The organism is Aquabacterium humicola (genome assembly GCF_030167915.1).
In the GTDB taxonomy this organism is placed as follows: Bacteria; Pseudomonadota; Gammaproteobacteria; order Burkholderiales; family Burkholderiaceae_C; genus Pseudaquabacterium; species Pseudaquabacterium humicola.
In genome coordinates this window covers 920,024-937,535 of record NZ_JARGNB010000001.1, presented here as the reverse complement: position 1 = coordinate 937,535, position 17,512 = coordinate 920,024, and the positions used below count along the sequence as shown (strand labels likewise).

Annotated in this window: 16 protein-coding genes; 15 read left to right on the top strand and 1 reads right to left on the bottom strand. The window is 69.9% G+C overall.

Annotation, left to right across the window (positions count from 1 at the left end):
* Positions 1–4: 4 nt before the first annotated feature.
* The 13 genes from P1K89_RS04145 (at position 5) to P1K89_RS04085 (ending at position 14,852) form a co-directional block, all read left to right on the top strand.
* The gene (locus P1K89_RS04145; protein ID WP_284615098.1) at positions 5–1,666 is read left to right on the top strand and encodes a DUF1302 domain-containing protein; all 1,662 of its coding nucleotides are present in this window, start codon (positions 5–7) and stop codon (positions 1,664–1,666) included.
* 16 nt (positions 1,667–1,682) lie between these two features.
* Positions 1,683–3,029 carry a DUF1329 domain-containing protein gene (locus tag P1K89_RS04140; protein ID WP_284615097.1) on the top strand — a complete coding sequence of 449 codons (1,347 nt, stop codon included), beginning with the start codon at positions 1,683–1,685 and terminating at the stop codon, positions 3,027–3,029.
* A 107-nt stretch (positions 3,030–3,136) separates the two neighbouring features.
* Entirely contained in the window at positions 3,137–4,150 is a 1,014-nt protein-coding gene (locus P1K89_RS04135; protein WP_284615096.1) for a WD40/YVTN/BNR-like repeat-containing protein, read from the top strand.
* Positions 4,147–6,531: an efflux RND transporter permease subunit gene (locus P1K89_RS04130; RefSeq protein WP_284615095.1), complete on the top strand. Its 2,385-nt coding sequence runs from the start codon at positions 4,147–4,149 to the stop codon at positions 6,529–6,531. The genes P1K89_RS04135 and P1K89_RS04130 overlap by 4 nt, the downstream gene beginning before the upstream one ends.
* A gap of 43 nt (positions 6,532–6,574) precedes the next feature.
* A complete protein-coding gene (locus tag P1K89_RS04125; protein ID WP_284615094.1) occupies positions 6,575–7,732 on the top strand; it encodes an alpha/beta hydrolase family protein in 1,158 nt (385 codons plus the stop codon).
* Positions 7,733–7,759: 27 nt separating this feature from the next.
* Complete coding sequence (locus P1K89_RS04120) at positions 7,760–8,713, top strand: VOC family protein (protein ID WP_284615093.1); 954 nt, start codon at positions 7,760–7,762, stop codon at positions 8,711–8,713.
* Positions 8,714–8,738: 25 nt separating this feature from the next.
* Positions 8,739–9,098: a Rieske (2Fe-2S) protein gene (locus tag P1K89_RS04115; RefSeq protein ID WP_284615092.1), complete on the top strand. Its 360-nt coding sequence runs from the start codon at positions 8,739–8,741 to the stop codon at positions 9,096–9,098.
* Positions 9,095–10,222, top strand: a complete 1,128-nt coding sequence (locus P1K89_RS04110; protein WP_284615091.1) for an FAD-dependent oxidoreductase — start codon at positions 9,095–9,097, stop codon at positions 10,220–10,222. Before P1K89_RS04115 ends, P1K89_RS04110 begins: the two co-directional genes overlap by 4 nt.
* 15 nt (positions 10,223–10,237) lie before the next feature.
* A complete protein-coding gene (locus P1K89_RS04105; RefSeq protein ID WP_284615090.1) occupies positions 10,238–11,398 on the top strand; it encodes an MFS transporter in 1,161 nt (386 codons plus the stop codon).
* Positions 11,395–12,207 carry a cyclase family protein gene (locus tag P1K89_RS04100; protein ID WP_284615089.1) on the top strand — a complete coding sequence of 271 codons (813 nt, stop codon included), beginning with the start codon at positions 11,395–11,397 and terminating at the stop codon, positions 12,205–12,207. The genes P1K89_RS04105 and P1K89_RS04100 overlap by 4 nt, the downstream gene beginning before the upstream one ends.
* Entirely contained in the window at positions 12,204–12,782 is a 579-nt protein-coding gene (locus tag P1K89_RS04095; RefSeq protein ID WP_284615088.1) for a cupin domain-containing protein, read from the top strand. Before P1K89_RS04100 ends, P1K89_RS04095 begins: the two co-directional genes overlap by 4 nt.
* A 107-nt stretch (positions 12,783–12,889) precedes the next feature.
* Positions 12,890–13,873 carry a fumarylacetoacetate hydrolase family protein gene (locus P1K89_RS04090; protein WP_284615087.1) on the top strand — a complete coding sequence of 328 codons (984 nt, stop codon included), beginning with the start codon at positions 12,890–12,892 and terminating at the stop codon, positions 13,871–13,873.
* Between the two features lie 10 nt (positions 13,874–13,883).
* Positions 13,884–14,852 carry an NAD-dependent epimerase/dehydratase family protein gene (locus P1K89_RS04085; RefSeq protein ID WP_284615086.1) on the top strand — a complete coding sequence of 323 codons (969 nt, stop codon included), beginning with the start codon at positions 13,884–13,886 and terminating at the stop codon, positions 14,850–14,852.
* Here the strand turns inward: P1K89_RS04085 and gcvA are convergent.
* A complete protein-coding gene (gcvA, locus tag P1K89_RS04080) occupies positions 14,847–16,025 on the bottom strand; it encodes a transcriptional regulator GcvA (RefSeq protein WP_284615085.1) in 1,179 nt (392 codons plus the stop codon). The two genes, P1K89_RS04085 and gcvA, sit on opposite strands and share 6 nt — an antisense overlap.
* Between gcvA and P1K89_RS04075 the strand changes: the two genes are divergently transcribed.
* Positions 15,987–17,006 carry an LLM class oxidoreductase gene (locus tag P1K89_RS04075; RefSeq protein ID WP_284615084.1) on the top strand — a complete coding sequence of 340 codons (1,020 nt, stop codon included), beginning with the start codon at positions 15,987–15,989 and terminating at the stop codon, positions 17,004–17,006. The genes gcvA and P1K89_RS04075 overlap by 39 nt on opposite strands.
* A complete protein-coding gene (locus P1K89_RS04070) occupies positions 17,003–17,512 on the top strand; it encodes a flavin reductase family protein (RefSeq protein ID WP_284615083.1) in 510 nt (169 codons plus the stop codon). Before P1K89_RS04075 ends, P1K89_RS04070 begins: the two co-directional genes overlap by 4 nt.

Here is a 17,512-nt window from a genome sequence, read left to right as displayed (position 1 = left end):
CCCGATGAATTCCCTGACCCCGCGATCCGCCCCTCGCGCTGCGCTGCTGGCCGCCGCCGCGGTCCTCGCGCTCGATGCGCAGGCGCTCGAGATCGACACCGGCCAGCCCGACCTCAAGCTGCGCTGGGACACCACCGTCAAGTACAGCGCCGCGGCGCGCATCCAGGAGCGTTCGCCCGGCCTGTCGGTCACCCGGTTCGGCCCGACCGGTATCAGCGGGCCCAACAACCTCAACCAGGACGACGGCGACAACAACTTCGATCGTGGCCTGGTCTCGAACCGGCTCGATCTGTTCAGCGAGCTCGATGCGGTCTACGGCAGCTTCGGCGGCCGCCTCAGCGGGGCCGCCTGGTACGACGCGGTCTACAACCGCGGCAACCGCAATGCGACGACCAGCGCGAACCACGCGCCGCGCAACGCGTTTCCCGACGACACGCGCGAGATCATGGGCCGCAAGGCCGAGCTGCTCGATGCCTTCGTCTTCGGCAAGTTCCAGCTCGGCGAGCGCTCGGCCACGGTGCGCGCGGGCCGCCACACGCTGCTGTGGGGGGAGAGCCTCTTCTTCGGATCGAACGGCATCGCCGGCGGCATGGCGCCGCTGGACCTGCCCAAGCTGCTGTCGGTGCCGAACGCCCAGTTCAAGGAGATCGCGCGACCGACCGGCAAGGTGTCGGGCCAGCTGCAGCTGTCCTCCGACGTCTCGCTGGGCGCCTATGTCGCGTACGAGTGGGACAAGACGCGGCTGATGCCGGTCGGCGCCTACCTGTCGACCAGCGATTCGCTCGGCCCCGGCGCCGAGCGCATCAACGCCGGCCCCACCGGCACCTTCGCCAACGCCGGGGACCTCGAAGCGCGCGACAGCGGGCAGGGCGGCGTGCAGCTGCGCTGGCACGTCGACGCGCTGGACACGGACTTCGGCGCCTATGCCATTCGCTACCACGCGACCGGTCCGAGCAACATCTACACGCGGCTCGACGGCGCGCCGCCGGCGCTGCGGGCCCACAGCTTTCGCTGGGCCTACCACGAGGGCATCCGCGCTTACGGCCTGAGCTTCGCGAAGACGGTGAACGAGTGGAGCCTCGCAGGCGAGGTGTCGTATCGCCAGAACACGCCGCTGGCGAGCTCGGGCCAATCGGTCATTCCCGCCATCGGTGTCGGCGTCAATTTCGACAACCGCGACAACCCCGGCTATGCGGTGGGCGAGACCGCGCACGCGCAGTTCTCCTGGCTCGCGAGCCTGGGGCCGAGCCTGCTCTGGCAGGAAGCGAGCTTCCTCGGCGAGATCGCCTGGAACCGGCGCGCCAAGGTCACGAAGAACGAGCGCATGCTGAATCCGAACGCCGACACCTCGGCCACCGGCCTGCGCATGGTGTTCTCGCCGACCTACCGCCAGGTGGTGCCGGGCCTGGACCTCACGCCGAGCCTCGGCGTCGGCTACACGTGGGGCAAGTCGTCGGCAGTCGGCCCCGCGTTCGGCGTCGACAAGGGCGGCGACGTGAGCCTGGGCCTGGGCGCGGTGTACCTCGGCACCTGGTACGCCAACTTCAGCGTCGTGCGCTTCGTCGGACCTGAAGGCCCGACGCTGGACAACGCCAGCAACGCCCAGTTCAAGCAGGCCTTGAAGGACCGCCACTTCGTGACCTTCTCGCTGCGCACCACCTTCTGATCATCGGAGACATCCCATGCGACACACCTGGCGAGCACTGATCCTCGGCTCGACGCTCATCTCGGCCACAGGCTATGCAGCGGTCACCGCCGATGAAGCGGCCAAGCTCAAGTCCACGCTGACGCCCTTCGGCGCCGAGAAGGCCGGCAACGCCGATGGCAGCATCCCGGCCTGGACCGGTGGCTATACCACCGCGATCCCCGGCTTCAGGAACGGCGGCCGCCGCGGCGACCCCTTCGCGGGCGAGAAGCCGCTGTACTCGATCACCGCCGACAACCTGGCGCAGCACGCCGCGAAGCTCACCGAGGGCACGCAGGCGCTGCTGAAGAAGTACCCGAAGAGCTTCCGCGTCGACGTCTACAAGACGCATCGCACCGCGGCCGCGCCGCAGTGGGTCTATGACGCGACGCTCAAGAACGCGACGAACGCGAAGCTCGAGGGTGAAGTCGTCAAGGGCGCCTTCGGCGGCATCCCGTTCCCGATCCCGAAGAGCGGCAAGGAGATCGTCGCCAACAACGAACTGCACTGGCGCGGCGAAGCCTGGCAGAACGACTTCCGCGGCTACCTCGGTACCGCCAGCGGCCAGCGCGTGCTGTCGGTCGAAGGCCTGGGCGAGTGGCAGATGCCTTACTACGCGCAGGGCCAGGAGGACAAGTTCGGCGGCGACTACTGGCTGATCCGTCTCGTCAACAGCGGGCCGCCGGTGCGCGCCGGCGAGGCGATCACCGGCCGCCAGAACCTCGACCAGGACAAGACGCAGGTCTGGGTCTACCTCACCGGCCAGCGCCGCGTGCGCAAGCTGCCGAACGCCTGCTGCGACACGCCGACGCCCGCCTCGGCCGGCGTGGCGAGCTTCGACGAGGTCGACGTGCTGTCCGGCCGCACCGATCGTTTCGACTGGAAGATCGTCGGCAAGCAGGAGATGCTGATTCCGTACAACAGCAATCGACTGCACGTGCCGGCCAAGGACAGCGACGTCCTGATGGCCAACCACCTGAATCCGGATCACGTGCGCTGGGAACTGCATCGCGTGTGGATCGTCGAGTCGACGCTGAAGCCGGGCCAGCGCCACCAGGCCCCCAGGAGCCGCTACTACATCGACGAGGACACCTGGGTCGCCGTGCTGGGCGACCGCTGGGATGCCAACGGCCAGTTGTGGAAGACGCTGTGGGCGCATCCGGTCGTGATGCCCGACCTGCCGGCGACCACGCCGCAGCAGCAATGGGGCTTCAACGATCTGCTGTCCGGCGCGTGGTACGCGAGCGGTGTCGTCAATGAACGCTCGACCCAGTACAAGGCCGTGCCGCGCCGCGCGGACAGCTTCTTCACCGGCGAAGCGATGGCCGGCGAAGGTGTCAGATGAGCCCCCCCCCGGAGCGCCTGCGGCGATGCCCCCTCGGGCTTGGCCCTCTCCCCCCCAGGGGGGCCACGCCGACGGACCGGCGGAGCCGGATCCGTGGCGTGTGCTTGATGGCACTGAGCCTTTGGCTGGCGTGGCCGGTTGGCGCGGCGCCCGTCGGCGACGCCTGGCAGCGCCCGGCGCTGATGGTGCGCCAGCCTGAACGCAGCGTGCTGCTGGCCGCCGCATGGGCTGGCGACCGCATCGTGGCGGTCGGCGAACGCGGCATCGTGGTGGTCAGCGACGACGCGGGCGGCCAGTGGCGGCAGTCGCCGAGCCCGGTCAGCGTCACGCTGACCATGGTGCGCTTCGCCGATGCGAAGAATGGCGTCGCCGTCGGGCACGGCGGCACCGTGCTGATCACCACGGACGCCGGCGCCACCTGGCAGCGACGGCTCGATGGACGCCGGATCGCCAAACTCGCGAAAGACGCGGCCAACACACCGGAAGCCCGCAAGGACGCGGAGCGCCTCGAGGCCGATGGTCCGGACAAGCCGCTGCTCGACGTGCTCGTCTGGGACGCCCAGCGCATGCTGGTGGTGGGGGCCTACGGCATCGCCTTGCAGACGTCGGACGCCGGCGCGACCTGGACGCCGTGCATGGGGCACCTGCCCAACCCGAAGGGCCTGCACTGGTACGTGGCGCGGCGCGCGGGCGACGTGCTGCTGCTGGCCGGCGAGCAGGGCCTGCTGGCACGCTCCGACGATGGCGGCGCCACCTTCAAGCCGCTCGCTTCGCCCTACAAGGGCAGCTGGTTCGCCGGCGAGATCGACGCCGATGGCCGGATGCTGATCGCCGGGCTGCGCGGCAACGTCTGGCGATCGAGCGACGGCGGCGCGAGCTGGGCCGCGATCCCGTCGCCGGTGCCGGCGACCATCACCGCGACCGCGCGTGCGGCCGACGGCAGCACGCTGCTGGCGAGCCAGGCAGGCATCGTGATGAAGCTGCAGCACGACGCGATCGCGCCGCTGAGCAGCACGCCGGTGCCGATGCCCGCCGCGCTGCTGGCCCGTCGCGACGGCTCGGTGCTGACCCTCGGTGTCGCCGGTGCGGTCCCTCTGCCGATGACGGGAGGCCGTCCATGAACGTCGACCGGTTCGATCACCGCTCGGGCTCGTTCGTCGAGCGGCTGCTCTTCAATCACCGCGCGGTGGTGGTCGTGTTGTGCGCGCTCGTCACGGCCTGGCTGGGATGGCAGGCCTCGAAGCTGCAGCTGAACGCCAGCTTCGAAAAGACGATCCCGGCGAGTCATCTGTACATCCGCAACTTCCTGCAGCACCAGGCGGACCTGAGCGGCCTGGGCAATGCGGTGCGCATCGCCGTCGCCCGTCCCGATGGCACCGTCTACGACGCCAAGTACCTCGACACGCTGCGCCGCCTCTCCGACGAGGTCTTCCTGCTGCCGGGCATCGACCGCGTGCGCATGAAGTCCCTGTGGACGCCGACGACGCGCTGGGTCGGCGTCACTGAGGACGGACTGGAGGGCGGGCCGGTCATCCCCGATGGCTACGACGGCTCCGCGAAAAGCCTGCAGCAGCTCGGCGCCAACATCGCGCGTTCGGGCGAGGTCGGCCAGCTCGTTGCGCGCGATGCCCGGTCCACCGTGATCTTCGTGCCGCTGCTGGCCGCGGATGCGCAGGGCCGCCCGCTCGACTACGCCGCGCTGTCGCAACGGCTCGACACCCTGCGGGCCAGGTACGAAGCCGAAGGCGTGCGCATCCACGTCACCGGCTTCGCGAAGATCGTCGGCGACCTGATCGACGGCGTGCGCGCGGTGCTGCTGTTCTTCGCGCTCGCGGTGGCGATCGCGACGGCAATGGTGTTCTGGTACACGCGCTGCGTGCGCTCCACCGCGCTGGTGGTGCTCGCATCGCTGGTGGCCGTCGTCTGGCAGCTGGGCCTGCTGCCGGTGCTCGGCCAGTCGCTCGACCCGTATTCCATCCTCGTGCCCTTCCTCGTCTTCGCCATCGGCATGAGCCACGGGGCGCAGAAGATGAACGGCATCATGCAGGACGTCGGCCGCGGCATGCACCGGCTGGTGGCCGCGCGCTTGACGTTCCGTCGCCTCTTCCTGGCCGGGCTGACCGCGCTGCTGGCCGACGCCGTGGGCTTTGCGGTGCTGCTGGTCATCGACATCCAGGTGATCCGCGAACTGGCGCTGGCCGCCTCCATCGGCGTTGCGGCGCTGATCTTCACCAACCTGATCCTGCTGCCGATCCTGCTGAGCTACGTCGGCGTCAGCCCGGCGGCCGCCGCGCGAAGCCTGCGCGACGAGCAGGCCGATGCCAATGGCGCGGCGCGCCATCCGCTGTGGGCCTTCCTGGATCGGTTCACGCAGCGCCGGTGGGCGGGCATCGCCGTGATCACGGCCGCCGTGCTGGGCGCGGGCGGCTTCGCGGCCAGCACCCGGCTGCAGATCGGCGACCTCGATCCGGGCGCGCCGGAGCTGCGGCCGGACAGCCGCTACAACCGCGACGTCGCGTTCATGAATACCGCCTACGGGGCGTCCAGCGATGTGCTGGCGGTGATGGTGAAGACGCCGGAGGGGCAGTGCTCGCGCTACGAGACCCTGAACAAGGTCGATGCGCTCGAATGGGAGCTGCGCCAGCTCGACGGCGTGGAGTCCACCAGCACGCTGGCGCTGCTGAACCGCCGCGTGCTGTCGGGCCTGAACGAGGGCAACCCACGCTGGTACGAGTTCCTGCCGAACCAGGACATGCTCAACACCGTCACGGCGGGTGCGCCGCGCGGCCTCTACAACGACGCCTGCGGCCTGCTGACGATCTACGTCTACCTGCGCGACCACAAGGCGGCCACGCTCATCCGGGTGGTCGACCACGTGGCGCAGTTCGCCCGGGTCAACGACAGCGCGGACACGACGTTCCTGCTGGCCGCCGGCTCGGCCGGCATCGAGGCCGCCACCAACATCGTCGTCAAGGACGCGTGGCGAACGATGCTGGTGCTCGTCTATGCCGCGGTGGTGCTGCTGTGCTTCATCACGTTCCGGTCCTGGCGCGCGGTGCTCGTGGCCGTGCTGCCGCTCGTCCTGACCTCGTTCCTCGCGGAAGCCCTGATGGTGGGCCTGGGCATGGGCGTCAAGGTGGCAACGCTGCCGGTGATCGCGCTGGGCGTGGGCATCGGCGTCGACTACGCGCTCTACATCCTGTCGGTGACGCTGGCGCAACTGCGTGAAGGGCGCAGCCTGTCGCAGGCTTACTACCGCGCCTTGCTCTTCACCGGCAAGGTGGTGATGTTGACCGGCGTGACGCTCGCCATCGGTGTCGTCACGTGGGTGGCCAGCCCCATCAAGTTCCAGGCCGACATGGGGCTGCTGCTGGCCTTCATGTTCCTGTGGAACATGCTGGGCGCGCTGATCCTGCTGCCGGCATTGGCGCACTTCCTCCTCGTGCGGCATCCGCGCCCCAGCGAAGACTCCGCGACCTTCATGCGCTCGCTGCAGGCCTGAGACCGTTGCGATCGACGCTGACTTCCTGACCCGAAAGACTTCCATGTTCCGCTACTTCCCTACCAACTACGTCTGGAACCTGTCCGTCGACCTGGCCATCGAGATGGGAGCCAAGCTCGGCGAGATCGAGGAGATGTGCGCCCCGCTGCAGGAGGCGGCAAAAGCGCCGGACGCCGCGGGCACGCGCGCCTTCCGCGAGACCTGGTCGCGCATGGCCGACAAGCTGTGCACCCTGGCGGCCGAAGACGAAGCGGGCCAGCGCCTGCTGTCGGCCGGCGAGAAATACGGGCGCGCCGCCACCTACTACCTGACGGCCGAGCGCCTGCAGGCGCATGGCGCGGAAGGCCGGGAGGCGCTCTATGCACGATTCCTCGAGGTCTTCGCACGCGGGCTGGCGCTGGCGCGCGAGAACTGCGAGCGGGTCGAGATCCCCTACGAGGGCCGGCATCTCTCGGCGCTCTACGTGCGTGCCGACGGCGTGCAGGGCAGGGCACCGGTGCTCGTGCAGCTCAACGGCCTGGATTCGACCAAGGAGATGAAGTACCGGGTCGGCCTGCCCGCGCTGCTGGCGCGCCGCGGTATCTCGTCGCTGATCGTCGACCAGCCCGGCACCGGCGAGGCGCTGCGCCTGCACGGCCTGACCGCGCGCTTCGACAGCGAGCACTGGGCCAGCCGCGTCGTCGACTGGCTCGTGCAGCGCGACGATGTCGACGCGTCGCGCATCGGCTGCGAAGGCGTGTCGCTCGGCGGGTACTACTGCCCGCGTGCGGTGGCCTTCGAGCCGCGTTTCGCCTGCGGCGTCGTCTGGGGCGCGAACCACGATTGGCGCGACGTGCAGAAGAAGCGCCTCGCGAAGGAAGGCAACCTGCCGGTGCCGCACTACTGGGAACACGTGCGCTGGGTCTGGGGCGCGAAGGACATGGACGAGTTCATGACCATCGCCGAGCGGGTGCACCTCGACGGCATCCTCGACCGCATCACCGTGCCCTTCCTCGTCACGCACGGCGCCAAGGATTCGCAGATCCCGCTGCACTGGGCGCAGCGCACCTACGAGCAGCTGGTCAACAGTCCCCGGCGCGAGCTGAAGGTCTTCGACGAGCGCACCGGCGGCGTGCAGCACTCGAGCTTCGACAACCCGGCCAACGCCGGCGCCTACATCGCCGACTGGGTGGCCGAAACCCTCGGCGGCCGCACCCGTTGACCCCTTCCTCCCTCGAACGACTGCCCCATGAACATCATCGGACCTGACGCCCTGGTCTTCGGCGTGGACGACCTCGCCGCCTGCCGGCAATACCTGATCGACTATGGCCTGAAAGACGCGGGCGATCACCGCTACGAAGCACGCGACGGCACGGCCATCGTGCTGCGATCGAAGCACGACGCCAGCCTGCCGACCGAGCTCGGCACCGCGAGCCAGCTGCGCAAGACGCTCTACGGCGTGGCCGACGCCGCGACGGTGGAGGCCATCGCGAGCGAGCTCGCGCGCGACCGCGAGGTGAAGCGCCTGCCGGATGGCTCGATCGAGGCGCTCGACGACATGGGCTTCGCACTGGGCTTCCAGGTCACCACACGTCGCCCGCTGGCGGTCGCCGGCGAGACCGTCAACTGCCCCGGCGCGGCCGCGCGGCGGGCGCTCAACCAGGTGGCCGTCGACGAGCAGGCCGACTGCCGCCCCCTGACGCTCTCGCACGTCGTCTACTTCGTGCCCGACGAGGCGCGGGCGACCGCCTTCTACACCGAGCGCCTGGGCTTTCGCATCACCGACCGGCTGGGCGGCGCCGGTCCCTTCCTGCGGCCGGCCGGCACGCAGGACCACCACACGCTGTTCCTGATCCAGACCCCGCCTTTCATGAAGGGCGTCGAGCACTTCACCTTCCACATGAGCGGCCCCACCGCGGTGATGCAGGCCGGCTACCGCTTCCAGGCCAAGGGCTACGAGTCGTTCTGGGGACCGGGCCGGCATCGCATGGGGTCCAACTGGTTCTGGTACTTCAACAGCCCGCTCGGCTGCCACGTCGAGTACGACGCCGACATGGACCTGCACGACGACGCGTGGACCGCCCGCGAGGCACCGATGAGCGCCGACGCCTCGCAGCTGTTCCTCTTCCAGCACCGGGCCAAGTGGGCGCCCGGCGGTCCGCCTGCCGAGGCTGCCGCCGGAGCCGGCGGCGCCGCGCACTGATCCGGCCACCTGGACCTCGATCCCCATGCGTGCCGTGCTGTGCCATGTCGACGACATCCCCGATGGGCAGTCGCGCGGCTTCGACCCGGGCGCCACGGGCCGGGACACGGTGTTCATCGTCCGCCAGGGTGAACGGCTGCACGGCTACCGCAATGCCTGCCCGCACATCGACGGCGCACCGATGGCCTGGCGCAAGGACGCCTACCTCAGTGGCGACCGACGCCACATCGCGTGCCATGCGCATGGCGCGCGTTTCGACATTCAGACCGGTCGCTGCGTGCTCGGCCCCTGCCTGGGCCAGTCGCTGACGCCGGTCCCCCTGCAACTGCTTTCCGGAGGCCAGGTCCTGATGACCGGCCCCGCACACGAGGAGACATCCCCATGAACCGTTCGGCGCGTCGGATCCTGATCATCGGTGGCGGCTTCTCCGGCATGGCCGCTGCGATCGAACTGCGCAGGCGTGGCGACGACGTCGACCTGGTCGAGATCGATCCCGGCTGGCGCAGCTACGGTGCCGGCATCAGCCTTGGCGGCGCCACGCTGCGGGCCTTCAAGCAGTTGGGCATCCTCGATCAGTTCCTCGCGCGGGGGCATGCCGCGGATGGTGTCGAGCTGCGATTGCCGAGCGGCGAGCTGATCGGCTCGCTGCCGACGCCCCGCCTGGCCGGCCCGGATGTCCCCGGCGGCGGCGCCATCATGCGGCCGGTGCTCGCTTCGATCCTCGCCGAGGCGACGAGGGCCTCGGGCACGCACGTGCGGCTGGGCTGTACGTTCACGTCGATCGAGCAGGATGCGCAAGGGGTCGAGGTCGGCTTCACCGACGGCCAGCGGCAGCGCTACGACCTCGTGATCGGCGCCGACGGGCTGTACTCGAAGACGCGCGAGGCGCTGTTCCCGCAGGCGCCCAAGCCTCGCTACAGCGGCCAGGCCGTCTGGCGCGCGGTGCTGCCGCGGCCGCCCGAGGTGACGACGGCGACGATGTGGATGGGCCGCGTCAAGCCGGGCGTGAACCCGGTGTCGAAGGACGAGATGTACCTCTTCGTCACCGAGCACCGACCCACCAACGAGCACGTCGATCCCGAGACCTTCGCACCGCAGCTGCGTGCGCTGCTGGCCGAATTCCCCGCGCCCGCGCTGCAGGCCATGCGCGCGCAGATCACGCCGGATTCGAGCATCGTCTACCGGCCGCTCGAGGCGCTGCTGCTGCCGCAGCCGTGGCATGCCGGCCGCGTCGTGCTGATCGGCGACACGGTGCATGCCACGACCCCGCACCTCGCGTCAGGGGCCTGCATCGGCATCGAGGACGCGCTGGTGCTCGCGGAGGAACTGCATCGGCATCAGGCGCCGCAGGACGCCTTGCGCGCGTTCGAGGCGCGCCGCTGGGAGCGTTGCCGCATGGTCGTCGAGAACTCGATACGCCTCGGCGAGATCGAGATGAGCGGCGGCAGCAAGGACGAGCACGCGCAGATCATGCGCGACTCGCTGATGGCGCTGGCGCAGCCGATCTGAGCCGCCGGAGCCCGCATGATCAGCACCGACTCCCGACGCGGCCGCGCCGCGCTGATGGTGGCGCACTGCGCCGGCATGGTCGATCTCGTCGCCCTGCCGGTGTGGGTCGGCACGCTCGTGCAAGCCTACCGGCTCGATCCGCAGCAAGCCGGCCTGCTGGCGACGCTGTTCCTCGCCGGCGCCGTGATGGCCAGCCTGACGCTGGCGCCGCGATTCCATCGCACGCCGGCACGACCGGTCGCGACGATCGGCTTCGCGCTCGCCGCCGGCGCGTTCGCGCTCGCGGCCGCGTCGCGGGACTTCGCCCTGCTGGCGGTGCTGCACGCCGGCGCGGGGCTGTCGGCCGGCGCTGCGCTCAGCGTCACGCACGGCACGATCGGACGCAGCGCTCGCCCGCACCGGCTGTTCGCGCTGGTGGGCATGTCGCTGGGTGTGTTCGCGATCGTCTTCCTCGGCAGCACGCCGCCGCTGGTCGCGGCCTTCGGCGGCGCGACGCTGTTCGTCGCCTTCGCAGGCGTGATGGCGATCGCCGCCGCGGTGTGTGCGGCGTGGTTCCCGGGTTCGCAGGCTGGTCCGGCAGCGAGCGCGGCGGCGAGCGAACGCCCGGCACGCATGTCGCCCACCGCGTGGTTCGGCATCGTGGGCATCGGCTGCATGGCCCTCGTGCAGGCGATGACCTTCAGTTTCCTGGAACGTGTCGGCATGGACCGCGGCTTCGGGCTCGCGGCGATCACCGGGGTGCTGGTGGCGCTGGGCGTGGTCAACCTCTTCCCGGCGGCGCTGGCGGCGCTGCTGGAGCGGCGCTGGTCGGCGCGCGCCGTGCTGCTGGCCGGGCCGGTCGTGCAGGCCGGGCTGGCCATGGTCATCATGAATGCCGCTCACTTCGTTCCCTATGCGATCGCCGCCGCGGTGTTCGCCGCGGTGATGATCTTCACCCACACCTTCGGCTTCGGCCTGCTGTCGCGCCTGGATGCCAGCGGCCGGGCACTGGCGGCCACGCCGGCGATGCTGATGGTGGGCGCCGCGCTCGGCCCGATCGTCGGCGGCACGCTGGTGAAGTCCCACGGCTACGGCAGCCTGGGCCTGGCCGCCGTCGTGATCGCCACGGTCGCGGTCGGCTGCTTCCTGCGCCTGCCATCCGCTGCTCGTCCATCCGTCCAGGAGGCCACCGCATGAGACCGCCGCGCCAGAAGAAGCGCTTCGTCGACCTCTCGATCTACCTCGAGAACGACGTGTTGTCCGATCCGCCGCCGCTCGCGCCGAAGATCACCTACCAGAAGCACGCCGATACGCTGCCCGAGTTCATGGCGATGCTGCCGGGCACGCGGGCCGAGGACTATCCCGAAGGCGAGGCCGCCGCTGCCGAGTGGGTGACCCTGACGACGCACAACGGCACGCACCTGGACGCGCCCTACCACTTCCATTCCACGATGGACGCGAAGCTGGGGGCGAAGAAGAAGTCGACCACCATCGACGAGGTGCCGCTGGCGTGGTGCTTCCAGCCGGGCGTGAAGCTCGACTTCCGCCACTTCCCCGACGGCTATGTCGCGACGGCCGCAGACGTCGAACGAGAGCTCGCCCGCATCGGCTGGCAGCTCGAGCCGCTCGACATCGTCGTGGTCAATACCCGCGCCGGCGCGCGCTACGGGCACGCCGACTACGTCAGCGCCGGCTGCGGCATGGGCTACGAGGCGACGATGTACCTGCTGGAGCGCGGCGTGCGCCTGACCGGCACCGATGCATGGAGCTGGGATGCGCCGTTCTCCTATACCGCGAAGAAGGTGGCCGAGACCGGCAACAAGGCGCTGATCTGGGAAGGGCACAAGGCGGGGCGCGACATCGGCTACTGCCATCTCGAAAAGCTGCACAACCTCGAAGCGTTGCCACCTCACGGCTTCTTCATCAGCTGCTTCCCGCACAAGATCCGCGGCGCCTCCGCCGGCTGGACGCGCGCGGTCGCCATCTTCGACGAGACCCTTTCATGAGCTTTCCTCCCATTCACCGAGTCGTCACCGGGCATGACGCCGACGGCAAGGCCATCGTGACGAGCGACGGTGCGTTGCCGACCGTGGTCGAGTTGCAGGCCCTGCCCGGCACGGTCTTCCACGAGGTGTGGAGCACCGTCGGTGCGCCCGCCACCGTCGACAACGGCGCCGATCCGACGCTGGGCCCCATCGTGCTGCCGCCGCCCGTGCGCGGCACGCGCATGCGCTTCGTCGACATCCCGCCCGACAGCGCCGAGTTCCTCGCCCACGGTGCGGCACGCATGAAGGACGCGTTCAGCCAGATCGGCGACGTGGCGGCGTCGACGGTGAAGGCGGAATCGCCCCATCCGCTGATGCACCGCACCGAGTCGGTGGACTACGGCATCGTCATCGACGGCGAGATGACGCTCGTGCTCGACGACAGCGAAGTGGCGCTGAAGCCTGGCAGCGTGGTCGTGCAGCGCGGCACCAACCACGCCTGGGCCAATCGTTCCGGGCGGCCCTGCCGCATGCTGTTCGTCCTGGTGGACGGCGCGTACGAGCCCGCCATCGCCAAGGCGATCGCATCGCGCTGATGGTGGACACGCGCTTCGATCTGCGCCGCACCGACGCGCCCGTCGCCGGCGCTTCCGATGCTGGAACGACCATCAGCGACAGCGCCTGAGAACCAGAGAAGGATGCAATGAAACTCGCCACCTTGCGCGACGGCAGCCTGGACGGCCGCCTGCTCGTCGTCTCGCGCGATCTGACCCAGGCCGTCGAGGCGCGCGGCATCGCAGCGAACCTGCTGGACGCGCTGCAGCGTTGGGAAGAGACCGAACCTGCGCTGCGGCGCCTTGCCGGCGCGCTCGAAGCGGGCGCCTGCGACGACGCACGGCCCTTCGAGCCCGCCGCTTGTGCGGCGCCGCTGCCGCGCAGCCCGCAGTGGATCGATGGCTCGGCTTTCCTCAACCATGGGCGCTTGATGGAGCAGGCGTTCAATGCGCCCCCGATCCCGCACTTCGACAGCGTGCCCGTGATGTACCAGGGCGCCAGCGACGACTTCCTGGGGCCTCACGACGACGTGCCGCTGCCGAGCGAGCAGGACGGCATCGACTTCGAAGGTGAATTTGGCGTGATCGTCGGTCCGGTGCCGATGGCGGCGACGGCCGACGAAGCGCTGCGACGCGTGCGCCTCATCGTCCAGATCAACGACTGGAGCCTGCGCGCGCTCGGCCCGCACGAGATGAAGACCGGCTTCGGCTTCCTGCAGGCCAAGCCGTCGACCGCGTTCGCGCCGGTCGCGGTGACACCCGATGAGCTGGGCGAGGCCTGGTGCAACGGCCGCGTGCACATGCCACTGCACGTGCGCTGGAACGACGAGCGCTTCGGCGAGCCGCATGGGCGTGAGATGAACTTCTCGTTCGGGCAACTTGTCGCGCATGCGGCGCGAACACGCCGGCTGACGGCCGGCACCATCGTCGGCTCCGGCACGGTCTCCAACGTGGCGCGCAGCGCGGGCTCCGCCTGCATCGCCGAGCGGCGGGTGATCGAGAAGATCGACCTCGGCGAGATCCGCACCGGCTTCATGCACTTCGGCGATCGTGTGCACATGCAGGCCTGCTTCGACGACGGGCGGCCCGGGCCCTTCGGGGTCCTCGAGCAGCGCGTGATCGCGGCGGGCTGAAGGCGTCGCCATGCATGTGCTGATCACCGGCGCCAATGGATTCGTCGGTCGCGCGCTGGCGCGGCGGCTGGCCGAAGCCGGGCGACTCGACGGCCGATCCATCGACCGGCTGACGCTGGTCGACCTTGCGCTCGAGGGCCTGCCCGAAGCCGACGCCGTCCATGCGGAGGCCGGCGACCTGGCCGATGCGCCGTGGCTGAGGCGCGTCGTGGCGGAGCGGCCGGTCGACGTCATCTATCACCTGGCCAGCATCCCGGGTGGCACGGCGCAGCAGCAGTACGCGCTCGCACGCCAGGTCAACCTGGAGGCCACGACGACGCTGCTCGAGTCGGGCAAGGCGCAGGTCGAAGCCGGCCAGCGCGCGCCTGTCTTCGTCTTCGCGAGCTCGATCGCGGTGTTCGGGACGATGCCGCCGAAGGTCGACGACGAGACACCGCCCCGGCCCGTGATGGCCTACGGTGCGCAGAAGCTCATCGGTGAAGTGCTCGTGGCCGACTTCAGCCGGCGCGGATGGATCGATGGCCGCTCACTTCGACTGCCAGGCGTGCTGGCGCGGCCACCCGCCCGGACCGGCCAGCTGTCCGCCTTCATGAGCGACATCATCCGCGAGCTTGCTGCCGGACGCCCCTTCGTCTGCCCGACGGCGCCGGGTGCGACGACCTGGGCGTCGTCGTTGCCCTGCATCGTCGATCAGCTGCTGCATGCGGCGACCGTGGCGGGCGATCGCTGGCCTCAAGGGCGTGCCCTGACGCTGCCGACGCAGCGCTTCTCGATGGCCGAGCTGGTCGACGCCATCGCCCAGGTGCACGGCTCGCATGCCCGCGACCTCGTGCGCTACGAACCCGACGAGCGCATCGAAGCGCTCTTCGGTCGCTTTCCTCCCCTCGACACCGCAGCCGCCGACGCCCTGGGTTTCCGCGGCGACGCCGACCTGCCCTCGCTGGTACGACAGGCGCTGGCGCCTGGCCGGACGTCATGAACCCGCGTCTGCAGACTGTCGCCCGCGCCGACGCTCGTCAGGTGCCCCGGCACCCCGACCCGCTTCCTGCATCAACCAGGCGCTGAACGCCGCCACCGCCTTGGGCTGCGCCGACCGGACGGGATGAACGATGTAGTAGCCGAAGCGAAGCAGCGTCCTGCGCGCAAACGGGCGCACCAGCCGCCCGCTGGACAGGTCGTCCGCGACCAGCACGCTTCTGCCCAGAGCGACGCCCTGTCCTTCGATCGCCGCCTGGATGGCGAGCATCGAGGCGTTCAGGTGCAGGCCCCGGCGTGAATCCACGCCCGTGACGCCCGCGGCTTCCAGCCAGGCCGACCATTGCGGGAAGGCACTCGCCTTCGGCATCGAGGCGTCGTGGATCAGCGTGCAGTGCGCCAGGTCCGAGGGGTGGCGCAGCGCGCGACGGCCGACGCGCAGCTTCGGACTGCAGACCGGGAACACGTCCTCGCTCATCAGCGGCGTGACCGTCATGCCCGGCCAGCGGCCGGCGCCGTACCGCAGCGCGAGGTCGACCTGCTCGCGCGCGAAGTCCACCAGGCGGGTGGTCGTGTCGAGCCGGATCTCGATCTCCGGATGCAGCGCCGTGAAGCGCTCCAGCCGTGGCATCAACCACTTGGCCGCCACCGAGGGCGTGAGGCTGACGACCAGCGTGCGGCGCGCACCGCTGCTGCCGGCCCGGGCGAGCGCTTCGGCCAGCAGGTCGAAGCCTTCCTTCAGCAGCGGCAGCATCGCGTGCCCCGCGTCGGTGAGCTCGACTCGCCGCGGCAATCGCTCGAACAGGCGCACGCCGAGGTAGTCCTCGAGCCGCTTGATCTGCAGGCTGACCGCAGCCGGCGTCACGGCCAGCTCCTCGGCGGCGAGCGCGAAGCTCGCCTGGCGCGCGGCGGCCTCGAAGGCCCGCAAACCATTCAAGTGTGCAAGGCGGCGCATGGCAGCTGGGTCGGCGGTAAGAGCAAGTTTTTCTAATGTTAACCCGGTGCGAAGTGTCGTTTGTCCATGGGAAACCGAGCACCTAGAGTGCGTGCCAAGCATCAGGTTTTCGAAGCCTCTTACCTCCCGTTGACGCTGATCCGGCCGATGCGACGCCCGAACCCCCTGCTCACTGGAGATCGCATGTTCGAAGTCAATCGCGCCCTTCCGATCGAGGCCCATCGCGGCTATCGGCGGGTCTTCCGGCAGGACCGCCTGACCCTGGGCGTGATGGTGCCCATCGAGTCATATGCCGGCGATCGCCCCACGATGAGCCACCACGTCGAGCTCGCGCAGTTCGCCGAGGCCGCCGGCTTCGACGCGCTGTGGGTGCGTGACGTGCCGCTGCGCGACCCGGGCTTCGGCGACGTCGGGCAGGTCCACGACGCGTTCGCCTACCTGGGCTACATGGCTGCGCAGACGCGGTCGATCGCACTGGGGACCGCCGCGATCATCCTGCCGCTGCGGCACCCGCTGCACACGGCGAAAGCGGCCGCGTCGATCGATCAGCTCAGTGGCGGCCGGCTGGTGCTCGGCGTGGCTGCCGGCGACCGTCCGAGCGAATTCCCGGCGTTCGGGGTCGACCACCTGGAACGGGCCGAACTGTTCCGCGACAACCTGATGGTCCTGCAGCGGGCACTGACCGAATCGTTTCCAGCCATCGACAGCCGATACGGTCATGCCGAGGGTGTCGACCTGGTGCCGAAGCCGGTCGCGCACGGCATCCCGCTGCTGGTGACGGGACGCGCCGGCCAGACACTCGAGTGGATCGCCGGCCATGCGCACGGCTGGTTGTCCTACCCGCGGCCGGCGGCCGCCCAGGCGCAGGTCGTGGCGGAGTGGCGCCGGGCCCAGCGCAGCGTGCGCACGCAGGCCGATCTGCCCTTCGCGCAATCGCTGTACATCGACCTGCTGCGCGACCCCGATGCCGATGCTGTGCCGATGCACCTGGGCTACCGCCTCGGCCGACGCGCGCTGGTCCGACTGCTGAAGGCGCTGCACGCCGCCGGGGTCGCGCACGTCATCTTCAACCTCAAGTACGGCCACCGTGGGGCCGGCGAGGTCATGCGCGAGTTGGCCACCTCGGTGCTGCCCGACCTGCAGTCCCCGAGCGCTTTCGGCGCCTCCCCGGCCTCGCCGGTGTCTGCAACGGAGGCCCGATGATTGCCACCGACGAGATCGCCAGCGGCCTCCGCCCGCCGCAGGCGCTGCGCGCAGCGATGGCCCGGCACGCCGCTTCCGTCGCCGTGCTGACGGTGCACGCAGGCGATCGCGTGCTGGGCGTCACGATCAGCTCGTTGATCAGTCTTTCGCTGCACCCGCCGCTGGTGCTGTTCGCCCTTCATCGCCACAGCTCGATGCTCGATCGGCTCGAGAATCAGCCCTTCGGCCTGACTGTGCTGAACGATGGGCAGCACGACATCGCAACCCGCCTGGCGCACCCTCATCGGCCGCCCGTGCCGACGGCCTGGCTGCAACCGCCACTGGCCACGGGCGAGGTCGCGACGATCGCCGGTGGTGCCGTGGCCATCACCGCCGAGCTGGATTCGCGCTGCGACGCAGGGGACCACGTCTGCGTCATTGCGCGCGTGATCAGCGCTCGCAGCGCGAGCCGTCGACCTTTGCTGCACTTCCTCGGCGGGTACACCGGGGTGGGTTTCAGCGAATAG